The organism is Nannocystis sp. RBIL2, from assembly GCF_026626745.1.
Lineage (GTDB): Bacteria > Myxococcota_A > Polyangia > Nannocystales > Nannocystaceae > Nannocystis.
Genome location: NZ_JAPNJW010000002.1, coordinates 4,815,454 through 4,833,685, shown reverse-complemented (window position 1 = coordinate 4,833,685; position 18,232 = coordinate 4,815,454). Strand labels below are relative to the sequence as shown.

The 18,232-nt window shown below is 73.0% G+C and carries 16 protein-coding genes and 1 pseudogene; 5 read left to right on the top strand and 12 right to left on the bottom strand.

Annotation, left to right across the window (positions count from 1 at the left end; all coding sequences use genetic code 11):
• Window positions 1-66: 66 nt before the first annotated feature.
• Window positions 67-459 carry a hypothetical protein gene (locus tag OV090_RS44030; RefSeq protein ID WP_267710928.1) on the bottom strand — a complete coding sequence of 131 codons (393 nt, stop codon included), beginning with the start codon at window positions 457-459 and terminating at the stop codon, window positions 67-69.
• A gap of 165 nt (window positions 460-624) precedes the next feature.
• Between OV090_RS44030 and OV090_RS44025 the strand changes: the two genes are divergently transcribed.
• Together OV090_RS44025 and OV090_RS44020 are read left to right on the top strand one after the other, a co-directional pair.
• Window positions 625-3,330, top strand: coding sequence for a serine/threonine-protein kinase (locus tag OV090_RS44025; protein WP_267710927.1), 2,706 nt, complete (start codon window positions 625-627; stop codon window positions 3,328-3,330).
• Window positions 3,331-3,484: 154 nt separating this feature from the next.
• Window positions 3,485-4,156, top strand: a complete 672-nt coding sequence (locus OV090_RS44020; protein ID WP_267710926.1) for a CPBP family intramembrane glutamic endopeptidase — start codon at window positions 3,485-3,487, stop codon at window positions 4,154-4,156.
• A 60-nt stretch (window positions 4,157-4,216) separates the two neighbouring features.
• On the opposite strand, the gene OV090_RS44015 is transcribed toward OV090_RS44020, so the two are convergent.
• The 7 genes and pseudogenes from OV090_RS44015 to OV090_RS43990 form a co-directional block, all read right to left on the bottom strand.
• Window positions 4,217-4,609 carry a hypothetical protein gene (locus OV090_RS44015; RefSeq protein ID WP_267710925.1) on the bottom strand — a complete coding sequence of 131 codons (393 nt, stop codon included), beginning with the start codon at window positions 4,607-4,609 and terminating at the stop codon, window positions 4,217-4,219.
• Complete coding sequence (locus tag OV090_RS44010; protein WP_267710924.1) at window positions 4,606-5,487, bottom strand: TIGR02587 family membrane protein; 882 nt, start codon at window positions 5,485-5,487, stop codon at window positions 4,606-4,608. The genes OV090_RS44015 and OV090_RS44010 overlap by 4 nt, the downstream gene beginning before the upstream one ends.
• Window positions 5,488-5,759: 272 nt before the next feature.
• Entirely contained in the window at window positions 5,760-6,551 is a 792-nt protein-coding gene (locus OV090_RS44005; RefSeq protein WP_267710923.1) for a methyltransferase domain-containing protein, read from the bottom strand.
• Between the two features lie 467 nt (window positions 6,552-7,018).
• Window positions 7,019-7,594 carry a hypothetical protein gene (locus OV090_RS44000; protein ID WP_267710922.1) on the bottom strand — a complete coding sequence of 192 codons (576 nt, stop codon included), beginning with the start codon at window positions 7,592-7,594 and terminating at the stop codon, window positions 7,019-7,021.
• A 109-nt stretch (window positions 7,595-7,703) separates the two neighbouring features.
• Window positions 7,704-8,795 carry a hypothetical protein gene (locus OV090_RS43995; RefSeq protein WP_267710921.1) on the bottom strand — a complete coding sequence of 364 codons (1,092 nt, stop codon included), beginning with the start codon at window positions 8,793-8,795 and terminating at the stop codon, window positions 7,704-7,706.
• A gap of 97 nt (window positions 8,796-8,892) precedes the next feature.
• Window positions 8,893-9,027: pseudogene (locus tag OV090_RS51275) on the bottom strand (NmrA family transcriptional regulator); the annotation flags it as partial.
• A gap of 18 nt (window positions 9,028-9,045) precedes the next feature.
• Window positions 9,046-9,888 carry a PQQ-binding-like beta-propeller repeat protein gene (locus OV090_RS43990; RefSeq protein ID WP_267710920.1) on the bottom strand — a complete coding sequence of 281 codons (843 nt, stop codon included), beginning with the start codon at window positions 9,886-9,888 and terminating at the stop codon, window positions 9,046-9,048.
• 140 nt (window positions 9,889-10,028) lie between these two features.
• On the opposite strand from OV090_RS43990, the gene OV090_RS43985 reads away from it, so the two are divergent.
• Window positions 10,029-10,907, top strand: coding sequence for a hypothetical protein (locus OV090_RS43985; RefSeq protein WP_267710919.1), 879 nt, complete (start codon window positions 10,029-10,031; stop codon window positions 10,905-10,907).
• A 50-nt stretch (window positions 10,908-10,957) separates the two neighbouring features.
• Here the strand turns inward: OV090_RS43985 and OV090_RS43980 are convergent, their stop codons facing one another.
• Both OV090_RS43980 and OV090_RS43975 read right to left on the bottom strand, forming a co-directional pair.
• Complete coding sequence (locus OV090_RS43980) at window positions 10,958-11,656, bottom strand: metal-dependent hydrolase (RefSeq protein ID WP_267710918.1); 699 nt, start codon at window positions 11,654-11,656, stop codon at window positions 10,958-10,960.
• 137 nt (window positions 11,657-11,793) lie between these two features.
• Window positions 11,794-12,537 carry a glucose 1-dehydrogenase gene (locus OV090_RS43975; RefSeq protein WP_267710917.1) on the bottom strand — a complete coding sequence of 248 codons (744 nt, stop codon included), beginning with the start codon at window positions 12,535-12,537 and terminating at the stop codon, window positions 11,794-11,796.
• A gap of 113 nt (window positions 12,538-12,650) precedes the next feature.
• On the opposite strand from OV090_RS43975, the gene OV090_RS43970 reads away from it, so the two are divergent.
• Window positions 12,651-13,544, top strand: coding sequence for a LysR family transcriptional regulator (locus OV090_RS43970; protein WP_267710916.1), 894 nt, complete (start codon window positions 12,651-12,653; stop codon window positions 13,542-13,544).
• A 135-nt stretch (window positions 13,545-13,679) separates the two neighbouring features.
• Here the strand turns inward: OV090_RS43970 and OV090_RS43965 are convergent, their stop codons facing one another.
• Window positions 13,680-14,876, bottom strand: coding sequence for a hypothetical protein (locus OV090_RS43965; RefSeq protein WP_267710915.1), 1,197 nt, complete (start codon window positions 14,874-14,876; stop codon window positions 13,680-13,682).
• 355 nt (window positions 14,877-15,231) lie between these two features.
• On the opposite strand from OV090_RS43965, the gene OV090_RS43960 reads away from it, so the two are divergent.
• Window positions 15,232-16,770 (top strand): DUF4215 domain-containing protein, encoded by a 1,539-nt coding sequence (locus tag OV090_RS43960; protein ID WP_267710914.1) that lies wholly within the window; start codon window positions 15,232-15,234, stop codon window positions 16,768-16,770.
• 549 nt (window positions 16,771-17,319) lie between these two features.
• On the opposite strand, the gene OV090_RS43955 is transcribed toward OV090_RS43960, so the two are convergent.
• A complete protein-coding gene (locus tag OV090_RS43955; protein ID WP_267710913.1) occupies window positions 17,320-18,021 on the bottom strand; it encodes a hypothetical protein in 702 nt (233 codons plus the stop codon).
• Between the last annotated feature and the right edge of the window lie 211 nt (window positions 18,022-18,232).

The following is an 18,232-nucleotide window of genomic DNA, read 5'->3' as shown; positions in this document are numbered from 1 at the left end:
GGTGGATTGATCATATGTCCCTCAGGACATGGCCTTCAAGACACTCACACGATAGCCCGGGCGGGCTCAGTTGGTCTTGCGGATGATCAGGATCGGGTCGAGCACGATCAGCTTGCCGAGGCGCTCCGTGGCGTCGATCGTGACCTCGACGCGCCAGGAGTAGTCGGCGGCCGCGGTGGCAGGGAAGTTGGCCGTGTAGACGCCTGCGCTGGCGGTGAACGAGACCGACGGGGCGCTGCCGATCGGGGTGGCGGTGACGCCGGTGATCGCGGGGGTGCCGCTCGTCGAGTCGACGGTGCACTGGACCGAGGAGGAGGTGGTGGTGGCGGTCACCTGGTCGCGCGGGTTCATCTGCGGCGGCACCGCGGCCGAGGCGTCGGATTCGAGCAGCAGCACATAGCCGGCGGCGTCGGTGGCCTCGCTGAAGTGGACGGGAATCGTCGATGTGTAGTTCGCCATCGAGGCGGGACTCTATAGCAATTGCGCGCGGCCGGGCTACGGCGCGCGCGCGACTTTCACGGCCGGTCGCGTGAATACGCCCTCCGTGAGGACCTTGTCACGCAGCGGGCCGCGTGTTACCGGCTTTCTGCAGGAGAATCGCACGCTTCGAGGCGAGGCGGTGACGTGGAGGCGACCACCCGCGAGAGCAAGGCGCTCGTCGACCGCGACACGGTCGACGCCGACGCGTGGCCGCGGGGCGAGCTTTCGCCCGAGTCGGACGAGCCGCAGCAGATCGGCCGCTATCGCGTGCTGGGCCGGATCGGCGCCGGCGGCATGGGGACGGTCTACGCGGCCCACGATCCGATGCTCGGGCGCGAGGTGGCGATCAAGCTGGCGCGCGTCGACGGGCCGGCGTCGCTCGAGAGTCGGCTGCTGCGCGAGGCCCGGCTGCTGGCGCAGGTCCGTCACCCGAACGTGGTGGAGCTGCACGACTTCGGGAAATTCCGCGGCCAGATCTTCATCGTGATGGCGCGGATCCACGGCCAGACCCTGCGGGCCTGGCAGCGCGAGCAAGAGCGGCCGTGGCGGGACACGGTCGCGATGTACGTGGCCGCGGCGCGCGGACTGCAGGCGGCGCACGCGGCCGGTCTGGTCCACCGCGACTTCAAGGCCGACAACGTGCTGGTCGGCGACGACGGTCGCGTCTACGTGGTCGACTTCGGCCTGGCCCGGCCGACCGCGGTCGACGTCGCCGGCGACGCGCCGGTGATTCCGCCGATCGCCTCGTCGTCGCTCGACTCGCCGCTGACGCGCACCGGGGCGGTGGTCGGCACGCCGGCTTACATGGCGCCGGAGCAGCGCGCGGGTCGGCCTCCCGATGTCCGCAGCGACATCTACAGCTTCTGCGTGTCGCTGTACGAGGCGCTGCACGGGCGGCGGCCGGAGTACCGCAGCGACCCGACGACGGCGCGCCCGGGCAAGGGCGACGTGCCGCGGCGGATCGACCGCGCGCTGGCGCGAGGCCTGGCGCCGGCGGCCTCGCAGCGCTACGCGACGTTCGAGCCGCTGATCGCGGCGCTCGAGCGCGACCCGGCGCGGTGGTGGCGGGCCATCGCGGTGGCGGTGGTGCTGCTGGTGACGGGCGGCTTCGCCGGCCTGATGGCGTCCGAGAGCGAGGGGCCGCATGCGGCCTCGTGCGAGGCGGCGACGCGCCGCATCGACGAGGTGTGGGGGGCCCCGCAGCGCGACGCGCTGGTCGCCGGCTTCGCCGCGCCGGGCGAGTACACGCGCGCGCTCGGGAGGCGCGTGGCCGCGGCGCTCGACGATTACGCCGACGAATGGCAACAGGCGCGGCGGCGGGCCTGCGAGGCGACGAGCGAGCTGTCGGCGGATTCGGCGGCGCGGCTGCACCGGCAGATCGGCTGCCTCGAGCGCGCGGCCCAGGGGCTCGGGCGCGCGGTCGAGGTGCTGGGGTTCGCCGGCGGGGCGGACGCGGAGCAGGCGATGGGCGTGGTCGAGGCGCTGCCGCCGATCGATGCTTGTCGCGCGCCGGCCGGCGACGACGGCGACATGGCTGAAAAGACAGGTCTCGTCGACGATCTGCGGCGGGCGCTGAGCGCAGCGCGGGTGCAGGCGGCGGCGGGCATGCGGCGCGAGGCGCTGCGGCTGGCCGAGCAGGTGCGGGCGCGGGCCGAGGCGGTCGGCGATCCGGGGCTGCAGGCCGACGCGCTGCTGACCGTCGGGCGCATGCGGGCCGAGGACGGCGAGATCGCGGCGGCCGAGAGCAACCTGCTGGCCGCGATCGACGTCGCCGAGGCGCGCGGCCTCGACGACACTGTGGCCAGCGGATGGGTCGCGCTGGCGACGGTGGCGGCGCGCCTGCAGGTCGACCCCGAGCGCATGCGCGAGCGGGCGCGCCGGGCCCAGGCGCTGCTCGACCGGATCGGCGACAGCGGGCCGCGCCGGGCCACGCTGCTCAACGCGCTCGGGGTCGCGGCAGTGGCCGAGGGGCGCCACGCGGAGGCGGTGCGGCTGCACCGCGAGGCCTACGAGCGGCTGCGCTTCGCCGGCGGTCCGCCGCTCGAGTCGATCCGCACGCTGCAGAGCCTGGCCAACGCGCTCGAGGCGCTCGGCCGCCACGACGAGGCGCTGGCCAGCTTCGGCGAGGCGCAGCGGCTGGGCGCGGAGCACCTGGGGCCGCGCCACCCGCAGCGCGCCCGCGTGGCGCACGACCTCGGGGTGCTGCTGCTGCGCTCGGGCGAGCCGGCGCGGGCGCGCGAGCTGCTCGACGCGGCGCTGGCGATCTGGACCGACACGTACGGCTCGGTCTGCGTCGAGTGCGGGCGGGCCCACTCGTCGCTGATGGGCCAGGCGAGCGCGGAGGGCGAGCTCGGTCGCGCGGAGCACCATGCCCGCCAAGCTCTGGCGATCTACCGCCAGGTGCTGCCGGGCGACCACCCGGACCTGGCGGCGGCGCTGGTCAACCTCGGGGCGGTGCTGCACTGGCGCGGCGACTTCGCGGGGGCGGTGCCGGCCTACGGCGAGGCGCTGCGGCTGCAGGAGCGCGTCTTGCCCGAAGGCCACCTGCATCGCGCGATCACCGAGAGCAACCTGGGCGAGAGTCTGGTGGCGTTGCAGCGCCACGCGGAGGCGCTGCAGCGATTCGCTGCAGCGGAGCCGGTCGCTCGCGCCGCCGGCCAGCCCGGCGAGGAGCTGCTGCTGCTGGTGCTGCGCAACAAGGCGAGGGCGCTGCAGGGCACCGGCGAGGTCGCGGCCGCCAGAGTCGCGCTCGAGCAGGCGCGCGCGCTGCTGAAGCGCGACCCGGGCCGCGCGCAGGAGTTCGCCGAGGTCGAGCAGGCGCTGGCGCAGCTGCAGGTCCGGGCGGGCTGAGGGCGCGGGTGCATTCATTGTGAGGATGTCTCGGAGGACAGGGTCCTTCGGACATGCGCCGTGACCGCGGGTGCGCGGCGGTCTTCGTGTCCGCCGGCGCGCCGTGCTACCGTCGCGCGTGCTCTTCATTCGCGTCGCGCGCTACCTCCTGGCCATGGCAGCGCTCATACCGATCGCCGGCCTGCTCGGGGTGCCGTTCGCGTATCCGCTCCTCGTGCTCGCCGCGACCGCGCTGGTCTACCGCCTCGAGCGCGAGCCGATGTCCGAGCTCGGGCTGACTCCGACTTTCAGACGGATCGGCCTCGGCCTGCTCGGCGTCGTCGTCGGCGCGGCGATGGTGGCGATCCGTTCGTTCACCGTGAGCGGGGTCTTCGGCGGGCGCGTCGACCTCGATCTCTCGGTGCCGGCGGTGTTCCTGCTGTCGTCCGTCCTGGTCGAGGAGCTGCTGTTCCGCGGCTATCCGTTCATGAGGCTGGTCGACGCCCGCGGCAGGTGGACCGCGATCCTCGTCTTCGCGGTCGCCTTCGGGGTGTACCACTGGGTCCAGTGGGGGCTGTGGAACCAGCCGGTGGCCATGCTGTTCACGCTGCTCTCGACCGGGTCCGCCCACGTGCTGTTCGCGGTGGCGTTCCTGCGCAGCCGGTCGCTGTGGCCGGCGATCGGCCTGCACCTCGGCTGGAACGTCGCCGATCAGGCCCTGGCGGTGCACGGCGCGCCGGGCACTGCCGCGTTTCTCACCGGCTTCGCGGTCTCCGAGCTGCTGGTCGCGGCGGTCGTCCTGGCGATGCTGCGCGGCCTGCCGCGGTCACACGCTGCGCCCGCGTAGGAGCGCGATAAGCCTTCGGGACATGTCCAAAAGGATATGTCCTTTGGCGCATGTGCGTGCTCACGGCTCGCTGTAGCCGAGCACGCGGGCGCGGAGCTGGCCGGTGGCGGGCTCGGTCTGCAGGGTCGAGGCGCCGGCGCGGCTCGAGCGGCGGGGCACCTCGGGCAGGGTCAGCTCGGTGCGCTCGACGGGGGCGCCGTCGCGGACGAGGGTGACCTCGACGTGGACGTCGCCGACGGTGCGGTCGCCGTGGTTGGTGACGGTCACCGGGACCACGTAGTGCGGGGGCTCGACGTCCTCGGTGCGCGTCGCGGCGCCGACGTGGATACCGAGCCGCGGCGGCCGGTCGTCGTGGCGCACCGCGAGGATGACGAGGTAGCCGACGATGCCGAGCACCAGCGCGAGGCCGACGGCGAACACGGTCCATTCGAGCCAATTTTTGCGGATGGTCATCGCGCTTGGAGGAGCAGGCGCCCGGCGGACGCGCCGATGGCGGTGGGGAGGCCGAGGACGATCACCTGCGCGAGGCAGGCCGGGAGGTCGCAGCCGTCGAAGCGGCCGAAGAACCACAGCAGGGCGACCGAGGCGAGGATGGCGGCGACGTAGCTGGCGATCGAGCCGCTGAGCACGGCGATCCGCGGCGGCCGCACCTCGGGGCGGGAGGTGTTGACGAAGTCGCTGAAGTGCAGGACGAGCGCGCCGACGGCCAGGGTGACGCCGGTGAGGCCGAGCAGCGACCACTCGCGGAGGGTGCCGCCGATCTCGGGGATCTCCTCGGTCGGGGCGATGTTGGCGGCGACCAGCACGGCGCCGCACAGCGACAGCGACATCTGGCCGAGGAAGCTCAGGTCGTCGCGCTCGCCGCTCATGCCGCCGTCGTTGTCGTCGCCGCCGCCGAGCTGAGCGGTGCCGACCGAGACGCCGATCGCCACCGCCAGGCCGCCCACCAGCACCTTGCCGAGCAGCTCGGGCCCGGCCATGTCGGGGCCGATGCGCCCGAGCAGGACCAGCAGCGCGGCCGAGAGCAGCAGGCCGAGGCCGAGCTCCTCGATCGAGTCGAGCACGACCTCGAGCGCGCCGGCGTCCTGCCGCAGCCCGGCGTAGCGGTTGTAGCCGAGCAGCAGCACGAACACGCCGCCCAGGCCGAGCAGCAGCCGCTCCGGCGCGAGCAGCTCGCCGGCGCGCCAGATCTCCCCGGTGTAGAGCAGCGGCAGGCTGAACAGCAGGCCCCCGGCGATGCCGCGCCCGTACTCCCGCAGCGACTGGTCGACCGTCGGCGATCGCCGGCGATCGCCGGCGCGTCGCTCGAGGTCGTCTTTCGCGGCGGTCATGTTCGGCTCCTTCTAACACGTCGGCGCGGCGTCCGAGCGCAGGGGCCTCGAGCTCCGGCGGCGCCCGGCGCGGACCACGAGGGCGGCCTGCGGCGGCGCGGAGCTCGAGGGACGGGCCAGGAATGCGGCGCGGCAGCGCGCGGCGAAGGCGCTGCGACTCATGACATTGGCATCCGGCGAATGCTCGCACGCGCGGCGGGTCACCGGCGCGGCGGCGCGCGGCGAGGGCGCGACTCATGGCATTGGCGTCCGGCGAATGCTCGCACTCGTCGTCAGCGCGGCGCCGCGTCCGCGCTCGCCGGCTTGCGCAGGCGCAGGACGTAATTCTCCGTCAGCTCCGCGACCTCCTCCTCGCGCACGAGCTCGAAGCCGTCGGCGAGCAGCTCGGCGAGGAAGACGTCCTTGCCGGCGCGGACGTGGTCGAGCATCGCCGGGCTGGTCTTGCCGGGGATCCGCTCGAGCTCGACGAGCACCAGCTCGCCGCCCGGACGCAGGGCGGCGCGCAGCGATCGCATCATGGTGCGCGGGTACTCGAAGTGGTGATAGGCGTCGCACATGAACAGGAGGTCGATCGAGTCGGGCGGCAGCGGCGTGCGATCTTCGGGGGTCACCATCGTCTCGACGTTGCCGAGCCCCGCGGCGCGCGCCTCGGCGGCGATGTTGTCGAGCAGGCCGGGGTTGATGTCGAGCGCGTAGACCTTGCCGCCGGGGCCGACGGCGCGCGCGAGCAGCAAGGTGAGGAAGCCCGAGCCGGCGCCGACGTCGGCGACGACGGCCCCGGGCCGGGCGGCGACGACGTCGACGACGCGCTCGCGCTGGGCCCAGATCTCCCGCGACTCGGACTGCAGCCGCCGCACCAGCCGCCGGGTGTCGCGCCGACGCCAGTCGTCGTTAATGCCAGGCTTGACGCTGACCTCGGGGGCGTCGGCGGTGGGGATTGTGAGAGCGGGGTCGGGTGCGGTGACGGGGGAGGGGGTCGTCGCCGGCCGCGGTGCGCCGGCGCGAGCGACGGGGGCGGCGCAGGCACCCAGCAGGAGCAGCGAGAGGCCGAGAGCGGGTCGCACGGCCGCAGTCTACAACGCCGAGGCCGGGCGTGGGAATGCCCTGCGGGAGCGGGCGAGGGCAGATAAAGATGGCCGTTGGGGCATGTTCATCGGGGCAGATCATCGAGCCGGATGCCACGCGTCGAGATGAATATGTTCTTCGATGCATGTTCAATGAGACATGTGTCCGCGGGCAGGTTCGCGCGATCAATGGCGCGCCAGGGTGCCGAGGCCGCGGCGGGCTGCGCCGAGGCCGGCGAGGGCCCAGCGCGGCGAGGATGTCCGAAGGGCCAGGTCATTCGTGCGGCCCTCATGGCGAGCCGCCCCGGAGAGCGCGCGCGTCAGCGTCCTGTTCGCGGCTTGGATGTCCGAAGGGGCAGGTCCTTCGTACGGCCCCGTGGCGAGCCCGTGCCGCCCCGGAGAGCGCGTGCGTCAGCGTCCTGGCGATCGTGGCAGCCCTGCGGCGGGCATGCGTCGCGCCCGCGGGCTCACGGGCGCATGGCGAGCGTCCGCCGCGAGGCCCACGTCCACGGCATGTCGGCGGCCTCCCAGCGGAAGCGGCCCCAGTTCGCGAAGTACGGCTGCTCCTCGCGCCAGCTCGCGTACTCCGATGCGCGGCCGAAGGCGACGCCCTCGAACGACCAGGCGTGCGCGAACAGCTCGGCGCCGTCGGTGCAGCGCAGGAAGACCGCAGCGATCCTGGCCTCGCGCAGAGCCGCGTCGTCCTCGGCGACCAGCTCGAGCGCGGAGATCGGGGCGGGCTCGCGCGCGGGATCGAGGGTGAAGCCCTCGCCGCCGAGGATGCACAGGTCCTCGGCGCTGTCGCTGTCGATCCGGTCGGGCAGCTGCAGCCGCGCGGCGGGGGTCGCAGTCAGGATGCCCTGATCGTTGTCGAACCAGACGAACCCGTCGTTGAGTTCGAGCCAGAACCCCGCGAGCAGGTGCGGCCGGTAGAACGGCAGCGGGTGCTCGTCGGAATGGCGGAGCCCGAGCACGAGCAGGTTGCTCAGCCCCCCGCGTGCGAGCGCGGCGAGCGTGCGGTCGAGAGGCGCGTCGTCGGGCATCGGCGCGGCGAGCGTAGCATCACGCGCCGCGGCGGATCCGGCAGGCGCCGCCTGGAGCGTGACCGCGGGAGCGGCTCGTCGGCGCGGCGCGGTTCCGGCGAGCTCGCGGTCAGCGCTTGTTGAGGGCCGCGAGCCGGTCGCTCAGGTCCCCGTAGTCGCGCTGGGCTTCGAGGACGATCGTCTGGGCGTCACGGTCGCCGCGCTCTGGAAAGAACTTGCGCGCCAGCTCGGCGATGGCCGGCTGCGGCGTCTCGCCTTCGGTCGACCCGTACTCCACGACCTCGTACGGGCCGACGCCGGCGGCCAGCAGGTGCAGGAAGTCGGCGAGGTCCTTGGCGACCGGGCCGACCTCGCCCTCCGAGCCGAGGAAGACGACGGGCTGCTCGACCAGCGGCCGTGCGGCGCCGCCGTCGTGCTGGACCACCCAGAACGCCACCAGGCCGCCCGAGCCGTCCTGCGCGAACACCCGGAACTCGTGCTCCGCCGCCGGATTGCCGGTCCACGCCTTGGGCCCGCCGGCCTCGATCTCGGCCAGCATCTCGAAGTCGATGTCGCCGAGGCCGTCGCCGTCCTGCAGCTCGTTCAGGGCCGCCAGCGCCGGGGGCAGCGGCTCGTTCTTGGGCGCCCGGCTGCCGCGCTTCGGGAACACGCGCGCCGGCGTGGGGGTCGCGCTCGCCTGCGCCTCCGCGGCCCACTTCTCGAGCGCAGGATCGTCGTCGTCGAGCTCCTCGAGCTGGAGCCGCACCTCGACGAAGGTGTCGTCGTCCTGGTCGTAGACGAACTCGACCTCGTGGCCGTCGACGCGCCGCACGACGTAACCGCGGTACATCGGCGAGTCCCACGTGCCGTTCTCGAGCCGCAGCGCCAGCGCCTTCGCGTCGGCCTCGGGCAGCGAGACGGCGAACTCGCCGGCGATGCGCCCGGTGAACGACGGGCGGAACTCGATCGACGACAGATAGGCGACGTACTTGCCGCCCTCCTTGCGCGGCGGATAAAAGCCGGCGCGCCGCACCTCCGCCTGGTAGTTCAACACCAGGCCGGCCTCCTTGTCGCGGACGTCGTAGAGCATGTCGGTCTTCGTCACGACGGGCGGCGACTTGAGGCCGCGCGCCGCGTGGAAGGCGATGACCGCGGGGTCGTCGGTGCGTCGGCCGAGGAGCGGGAGGACTTGCTCGAACAGGTCGTCGGAAGGTGTCGCCATGCGCGAGGCGAGGACACGGCATCGCGGCTGCGCTGTCAAGCCTGCCGGCCCTTCGCGGCGGGCTCGGCTTGCGGGTATGTCCCGAAGGACATGCCCCCTAGGTGCCCCACGTCCGGGCGAGCGCCGCGTCGCGGGCGAAGTCGCGGAAGTCTCGCGCGGGGCGGCCGAGCACGCGGGCGACGTCGCCGGTGAGGTGGGCGTTGTGGCCGTCGAGCAGCTGGGCGAACAGGTCGCGACTGGAGCGCGTGATTCACGACGCCGCAGGAGTCGCCGCGAGGATCACGAGGTAGCCGTCCTCGAGAAACAGGACGGAATTCGGCGCCATGGTGAGGCCGCGGGGCGGGGTCTTCGTCGGTTCCTCGCAGAGCAGGGCGGGGCCGCGTTCGAGTCGCCAGACCCGCACGGATTCGGCGCTCGCGGTGGCGAGGACGCCGCTGACCGGATCGATCGCGAGGCCGAGCACTGCGGTGGTGTGGGCTGGCCACGCGTGGAGAGTCGCGCCGGTCGCCGCGTCCAAGGCGGTGACGCGGCCGTCGCGGTGTCCGATGTAGATCGCGCCGCGGGTCGCCACGAGCCGTGATACGGCGCCCTGGCCGGCGATCGTCCGCGTGAGCGTGCGGGTCGCCGCGTCCCAGAGCCGCACGCTGCCGTCGAGGTGGCCCGAGACGATGGTCGCGCCCTCCGGATCGAGGAAGGCGGCGTCCGCGAGCGAGACGTCCTCGCCGGCGTTGACGATGAAGATGGCGCCGGACGGGAGCTCGGCGACGCGGAGCGCAGCGTGGGGAGGCCGCGCGTAGAGCAGGCGCGTGCGGGCCTCGGAGACGTGACGGACGAGCAGATGGCCGCCGTCGAGCGCGTGGTCGTGGACACCGCCGCGGATGTTGCCGGTCGTGGTGTCGAGGAGCTCGATCGACTCGTTGTCGTAGATGAAGAGGGTCGGGAGCGCGAGGGCGATGAACTCGCCGCGGAGCGGGTGGCCGTGCCCGGCGAGGCTGAAGGGCCCGCAGAACCGGCCGGTCGCGAGGTCCCAACGCTGCGGCTGCAGGCCCCAGCCGGACATGAGCGCCTCGCCGCGCGAGGGCTCGGGCAGCACGCTGGTGTACGCGCTGCCCGCGGTGTCGAAGCGGCGTGGGCCGGAGCCGAGCTGCCAGGCGCCGACGTGGTCCGCCCCGCGACGAGCACCAGGCCGCCAGGCGCGGCGGCGAGGGCCTGCGCGGGCTCGGGGAGCCGTGTGTGCGACAGGAGCTCGTCGCCGCGGGCGTCGAAGAGCTGCAGGTGGTTCGAGAGGGCGACCAGGAGCGCCGGTGTGGGGTCCTGCGCGGAACCGGGGAGCCACAGGACCCGCGCCGCGGGATCGCTGGCGTCGCGTTCGGAGATGATCTCGCCGGTCTCGAGGTCGACGATGGCGAGCGTGTGCGCGGTGGTGATGGCCAGGTGGCGGCCATCCGGCGCGATGGCGACGGAGTGGACGCGGTCGCTGCCGTCGAGCACGAGGCTGCGTCCGTCCTGCGTGTCCCAGACGAGGATGTCGTCCGGTCGATCGGCCATGAACGCGAGCACGCGCCGTCCGTCGGGGTGGGCGAGCAGGGTGCCGGCCTGGTCGGTGTCCGGGTCGGCTCGCGGGTGCGCGCGCAGGACCTCGCCGGAGCCGAGGTCGAGGAGCAGCAGGCCGCGCTCGCGGGTCCACAGCACGGCCTGGTGGGCGGACAGCGAGCGGACCGCCACGAGGTCGTCGCTCTGCTCCTCCGGGAGCGTGTAGACGCGGCGGGTGAGCGCTCCGGTCGCGGCGTCGATCTCGTCGAGCTCGAGCGAGGAGGCGAGCAGGACGCGGGTGGTGCCCGCGATCACGGAGGCGGAGCAGAACGCCGGGAAGCGAGCGACGACCGAGCCATCCGCGCTGGTGATGCGAGCCTCGCCGGAGCCCTGGATCACGAAGAGGCCGGCGGCCACGGGCTCGATCGCGGTGACCCCTGCGTCCGCGAGCGGGAAGCTGAAGCTCGGGAGCAACCGTGGCCCGACGGGCACGTGACGAATGCAGCGAAACTCGGCCACTCGGTCGAGAGTATCAGCTCTGCGGATGGATACGGCGCGTCGGCGAGACGACGCGCGTGAATCAGCCGACGGTGCTTCCGGGTCGCACCGTGGTCGCTCGCTACTGACAGTCAGGGGATGCCGGCGAACGTCGCCGCGATCGCGGCGCGCGTGCGCTTGGAGGTCACGTCGCGCACGAATGGATCGGCGGACGGGGCGATCGTCACGAGGGCGACCACGCCGGCGTAGAGCACGGCGGTGATGAACCACTGGCGACGGCTGCCGAGCTTGAGCGCGGTGCCGAAAGATCGCTTGATGCGCGCGCCGACGAGGTCGACGCTGAACAGCTCGTCGAGCGCGAGGTGGACGAGGAAGCCGCCGGTGAGGAACACGCCCGCGAGCCAGGCGGGGGTCGGCGCGAGGTGGAAGGCGCGCGAGGCGACGAGCACCGCAGCGACGCCGACCAGCGCGGCGAACGGGAGCGAGTGCACGAGGCCGCGGTGGACGCACAGCCAGGCGGTGAAGCCACGCAGGCCGACGCGGATCAGCAGGAAGGCGGCGACGGCCGCGAGCGCGACGAGCCACGGCGCGAGGTCGTCGTGGAGCGCCAGGACGGCGGTCGCGGCCGCGGCCACGGCGAGGGCGCCGAAGATGATGCGGGTCGGCACGGAGCTGTCGGCGTCGATGTCGGGCAGCATGCCGCCGAGCACGCCGAGGCCGAAGCAGACGCCGCCGACCAGCGGCGTCGCCAGGCCGCCCGCGACCGCCAGGCCCGCGGCGAGCGCCGAGGGGATCGCCGCACCGAGGACGTGGACGCGAAAGTTGGCCATGAAGCGGGCGCGAGCTTAGGCCGGACCGGGCGACATGTTCAAACGGAAGGCCGCGGCCGACTCGCGCGCTGCTGCGCGCGAGCGCGTGGCTGCGCTCGCGCCGACGGTGCGTCCGCGAGCGCAGCGATGCGGGGACGTCACGCCAGGAAGCCGCCGTCGACGGCGAGCGTGGTGCCGGTGACGTAGGACGCGTCGTCGGAGGCCAGCCACAGGACTGCGCGGGCGATCTCCTCCGGCTCGGCGAGGCGCCCGAGCGGGACGCGCTGGGCCATGACTTCGGGGTGGCCGCCGGTGAAGCGGTCGAGCATCGGCGTGGCGACGGGGCCGGGCGCGACCGCGTTGACGCGGATCTTGTGCGGCGCGAGCTCGAGCGCGGCGGAGCGCGTGAGACCCTCGACCGCGAACTTGGTCGCGGCGTAGACGCTCGCGCCCGCCATGCCGCGCATGCCGGCGACCGAGCCGAGGTTGACGATCGCGCCGCCGGGGCCGCGCAGGAGCGCGGGGATCTCGGCCCGCAGCGCCCGCCACACGCCCTTGACGTTGGTGTCGAAGGCGCGGTCGAAGGCGGCCTCGTCGCCGCCGTCGATCGCCCCGGTGACCTCGACCCCGGCGTTGTTGACCGCCACGTCGAGGCGGTCGAAGCGGCGCAGGCCGGCGGCCACCAGCGCCTCGAGGCCGCCGGAGGCGGTCACGTCGGTGGCGAGGAACAGCGCCTCGGCGCCGCGCTCGCGCAGCTCTGCGGCCAGCGCGTCGCCGGCCTTCGCGTCGCGGCTGCCGAGCACGAGCCGGGCCCCGGCGGCCGCGAAGGCCCGCGCAGTCGCGCGGCCGATGCCCGAAGAGATGCCAGTGATGAGTACGACCTTGTCGGTGAAGTTGGCCATGGTTGTTGCCTCGCTGTCTGCGGCAGAACATGGCGGCAGGCGGCCGCGCGCAGTAGACCCGACGGGCACAAGGGACTCTTGCGTCGCGCGCAACAATCGGAAAAACTCGCGGGATGGATCTACTGAGCCAGATGGCGACGTTCGTGCGGATCGTGGAGGGCGGCAGCCTGTCGGCCGCGGCCCGTCGCCTGCGCCTGTCGACCCCGGCGATCAGCCGCCAGCTGCGCGCGCTCGAGGAGGAGCTCGGCGCGACTCTGGTGCTGCGGACGACGCGGCGCCTGACCGTGACGGAGGTGGGGCGGGCGTACTACGAGCGCTGCGTCCAGATCTTGCGCGAGGTCGAGGAAGCCCAGGCGGGGGCCCGCCGCCGCGACGCGGTCGAGGGCCGGCTGGTGGTGGCGGCGTCGGTGACGTTCGGCGGGCTGCGGGTGGCGCCGACGCTGCCGGCGCTGCTGGCCGCGCACCCGCGCCTGCGCGTCGACCTGCGCCTCGAAGACCGCCTGACCGACCTGGTCGGCGACGGGGTCGACGTGGCGATCCGCGCGACCACGCTGCTGCCCCAGGCCTCGGACGCGCTGATCGCAGTGCCGCTGCTCACCGTGCCGCGCGTGGCAGTGGCCGCGCCGAGCTACCTGCGCCGCCGCGGCGAGCCGAAGGAGCCGGCCGCGCTGGCCCGCCACGACGCGCTGGTGCAGGTCTACGGCTCCGGCGCGCCCGCGACCCGCTGGCGCTTCTCCCGGCCGCCGCGCGAGGAGACGGTGCCCGTGCGCGAGGTGCTGGCCTGCAACGTGCTGGCGGTGCTGCGCGACGCGGCCGTCGCCGGCCTCGGCGTGGCGCTGCTGCCCGACTGGCTGGTCGCCGCCGAGCTGGCCGCCGGCAAGCTGCGGGCGATCTTGCCGCAGTGGACGACCGCGGGGGCGTCGGTGGCCGCGCTCTACCGCGTCGAGCTGCGCGGCACCCCGCGCGTGCGCGCGTTCGTCGAGCACCTCCGCGGCGCGCTGGCGTGAGTCATGTGGATCGCCTAAGGGTCATGTTCCACGAGACATATCGTCGACATTGCCAGCTGGCGTGGATGTCCAATGGGACATGTGCATGATGTTGGCCGGATGTCCCCGAGGTCATGTCGATGGAGCTCGCGGCGCTCACTCGAGCGCGACCGCGAACAGGTGCTCGCCGTCTTCGGCCCAGACGATCCCGGTCAGATAGATCGTGCCGGCCTCGTCGAGGGCGACGGTCATGCCGAGGCTGGTGGGATCGCAGGCGTACACCGCGACGACCTCGCCGTTCGCGTCGAGTCGGACCGCGGCGGCCACGTTCGCGTCGCCGAGGAGCGCGGGGACTGCCAGGGCGATCTCGCCGGCCTCGTTGATCGCCAGCCCGGCAACGGCGCCGTGGGCCAGCTGCGGCAGCTCGATCACCTTGTCCCATTGCACGCTGCCGTCGGCCGCCAGGCGGATCACGTGGGGCGGCCAGCTGTACGACGCCGCCACGACCTCGCCGCTCTCGGCGATGTCGGCGTGGCCGCGCGGATCGGTGGCGAACGGGTGCTCCCACAGCACGGAGGCGTCGGGCGCGAGGGCGAGGACCGCACCCTCGGCGCCGTGGCGCAGCGCCGCCGCGACCCCGGCGGTGTTCATGGCGAACGGGTCGTCGAAGCGCTTGTCGACGATCGTCTTGTCCCACACGGTCGCGCCGGCGGCGTCGTAGCGCTCGACGCGGTCGTGCGCGCGGTCGCTGACGAGCGTCGTGCCGTCGGGCGCGACAGTCACGCGGCCGGCGAACTCGTGCCGGTCGGACGGCGGGCCGCGATCGATCTCCCAGAAAGGCGCACCGGTCACCGCGAACTTGCGCAGCCCCTTGCGACCCTTCACCTCGTCGTGGAACGACAGGTACAGGTTGTCGCTCGCGTCGAAGCCGCCCCAGCCCCACGGCGACGGGGCGTCGAGCTGGCCGACGAGCTGGCCGGTCTCGTCGAGGTCGAGGACCGACCACGAGCTCGTCACGCGCAGGTGTCCGCGCGAGTCGACGCGGGCCGCGCCCGGCTCGCTCTGCGTCGGCTCGACGAAGCGCCAGCGGGCGCCGGCGCAGGTGAACTGCTCGAGCGGGACGCCGGGGTCGGGCGGGATCTCGGTGTCGGCGGTGTCGAAGCCCGTCGCGCCGGTGTCGTCGCCGGAGGTCGCCGTGGTGGTCGGTGGGGGGGCGGTGGCGGAGCCGGGGCCGGGGGGGCCGCTGCCGGGGCTGCCCGGGCCGGTGCCCTCGCTCGAGTCGGAGCCGGACTCGCCCGGCGCTGCGGGCCCGCAGCCGGCCACCAGGCACGCCGCCGCGCCCCAGATCGTCATGTTTCGCCGCGTAAACCAAGCCATGCATGGAGGATGCACGACGGCCGCGGGCGCCGCCAGCGGGCCCCTGTCTTCGCGCGTGCGTGTGTCCACGACGCGGATGTCGCGGGATGATGGCGCTGTCGCGGCCGAGCGGCGGGGCGTGATCGGATGTCTCTTCGGACATGCGATGCGCCTCGCGAATGCGCAGATCGTGGCGCCGCGATTGGTGGCACCGGCGCCGGCGGCGACGCGGCCGCCGGCGGGGCGTGATCGCGCGTCGGCGCGGCGGGGCCTGCAGATGCACAGGCGGCTGCGCAGCGGCGAAGTCGCGCGCCTTGAGGGTCTCAGGCCCCATCTGATAGCGTCCTGCGCCGTGAACCGCTTCGTCGCTCCGTGTCTCGTGGTCGCCGCGTCATGTTTGGGTGCCTGTGCCAGCGGCGAAGATCCGTCGACCGGGTTCGGGTCGACGCCGTCGACCGCGACGATGACCTCGCCGTCGACGATGACCTCGCCGACGGAGGTGTCGACGAGCGCGCCGACCACCGGCGGTCCGGGCGACGACATGGGCGGCGGCGCGACGGAGCCGCCGATGCCGGAGTGCGGCGACGGCAAGGTCGAGGGCGACGAGGCGTGCGACCTCGGCGGCGACAACGACGACGCCGGCGCGTGCACTGCCGGCTGCAAGCTCGCGGTGTGCGGCGATGGCCTCGTGCAGGCCGGGGTCGAGGCGTGCGACGACGGCAACCCGGACGACGGCGACGACTGTACCAGCGCGTGCGAGGCGGCCGGCTGCGGCGACGGGATCGTCGGGCCGGGCGAGGCGTGCGACGACGGCAACATGACCGACAGCGACGACTGCACCAACGCGTGCGCGCTGGCGGTCTGCGGCGACGGGATCGTCGGGCCGGGCGAGGCGTGCGACGACGGCAACGACGACGACGCCGACGCGTGCACGGCGATGTGCAAGAGCGCCACCTGCGGCGACGGGGCGCTGCAGCCGAACGAGGAGTGCGACGACGGCAACCAGGTCGACACCGACGCCTGCCTCAACACCTGCTTGAACGCGGAGTGCGGCGACGGAGCGGTGCAGGCCGGGGTCGAGGAGTGCGACGACGCCAACCTCAGCAACCTCGATGCGTGCACTGTCGAGTGCAAGAGCTCGAGCTGCAGCGACGGCATCCAGAGCGGCGACGAGACCGACGTCGACTGCGGCGGGTCGTGCAAGACCTGCAACAAGGGCAAGAACTGCGCGGCGGACACCGACTGCTCGACGGGGGCCTGCGTCAACGGCTCGTGCAACCTGCCGACGAACTGCAAGCAGCTCAAGAGCGGCCTGCCGAGCACGCCGAACGGGGTCTACCAGATCGACGTCGACGGCGACGGGCCGCGCATGCCGTTCGACGTGTACTGCGAGATGACGATCGACGGCGGCGGCTGGACGCTGGTCGGCCGCTCGCGCAACACCCCGTCGGCGCCGGCCTGCGCCGACACCGACGGCGGCGGCAGCTTCGGCTGGCGCGCGGCCCAGGGCTCGCTCGCCGACGACGGCAACGCCTACGCGCTCGACGTCGCCGGCAAGGGCGTCGTGTTCACGCAGGTGCTGTTCGGCAACCACGCCGGCAGCAAGGCGTTCGCCGGCACGATCTACCGCCACACGGTGGTCGCCAACTTCGTCGACGTCCACCAGAACACGCACTACTACATCGGCGAGCCGACGGCGATCCAGGGCGCCTGCGCGAACGGGGCGTCGATGCTGGCGTGGATGGGCTTCACCAGCAACGTCGACTCGTTCCACATGCGCGACGTCGACGGCAACGGCTTCGGCCTGACCGGCAGCGGCTGGCGCACCTGTTACGATACGTGCGTCGGCGGCGACCTCAACGGCAAGCCGGGGCAGATCTTCGTCCGCTGAGGGACGCGCGGTTGATGACATGTCCCGAGGGACATGCTCCCGCGGCGCGCCGAGTCAGCGCGGCGGCGCCGCGTCGAGGGGGTCCGGCTTGGCGGCGGCGCCGAACTGCGGCACCGGGGCGGGCAGCGCTAGCCACTGGACGCTGGCGAAGATGATGCAGCGGGCCTTATTGCTCGGCGAGCTGCTCGCGGCGCTCTGAGGCTCGGTGGACCATGCGCGGCTGGGCTAGACGAGCACGAATCGCCGCGGAGGCAGCGTCAAGACCTTGACGCTGCCTCCGCAGACGAACTCTCCCATATCGCACTATCGAGGCCGGGCGCCTCTATGGCGGGTTGCGCTCCGCCGGCATCGAGCTTGCCGCGGCCAGGAGCGACGAATCGCCCATGATTACCGCTCGCAGCCTCGATTGGTGCGGCATTTTGTCCCGACGCGGCACCTTCGGGTACAGTTGCGTCGATCAGGTCCGAGCGGGGCTTCGATGGGTGCCTGTTCTCTGTCCGGCGCGGCAACCCCGGGAGCAGTAGCGCCGATCAGATCCGAGCACCAACATCAATTCTCGTTCAGCGGAACGCACTCGTCGGGCCAGAGCGGGTCGCAGACGACGGGCGGCGTGACGGGCTTGATGGGCTTGCCGGGCTTGACCGGCTTCTGTCCGCCTTGGAACTGCCCGCCCTGGAACTGCCCACCCTCAACCGGAACGCACTCGTCGGGCCAGAGCGGGTCACAGACGACGCCGCCACCACCGCCGCCGCCGTTGACGGGCACGCACTCGTCGGGCCAGAGCGGGTCACAGACGACGCCGCCACCACCGCCGCCGCCGTTGACGGGCACGCACTCGTCGGGCCAGAGCGGATCACAGACGACGCCGCCACCACCACCGCCGCCGTTGACGGGCACGCATTCATCGGGCCAGAGCGGGTCACAGACGATGTCGTCACCCCCGCCGCCGTCGACGGGCACGCATTCATCGGGCCAGAGCGGGTCACAGACGATGTCACCACCTCCGTCAGGCGGGGGCTTCTGCCCCGGCTTGCCCGGCTGGAGGGGCTTCTGCACGGGCTTCTGCCCCGGCATGAACCGCGCACCGCTGCTCTCCGCGGGGCCGAGGTCGTCCGCGCCGCCCTCGTCCTGCCCCAGCTCGATCTCGGCGGGCTCCTGCGAGGTGTAAGCATGCGCCATCGTCGGGTTCACCGCCACGAACGGCAGCGCGATAGCGATGGCAGGACAAAACATCACAATTTTACGCAACATGAGGGTCCCTCCCGTGTTTTCTCGTTGTCTCGTTGTGCCCCGATGTAGTTGCCGGGGGCGTGTTGGCGCGTACCGAAACAGCTTCGGCGACACGTCGGTTCGGAGTATTCATTGACCCACCGTGGGGGCAATTCTGGGTTGTGACGAGCCGCATTCCCAGGCGCAGGCAAAACCTCGCCGCGTTCGCCCGTAGAGGGGGATCGGGCCGCGA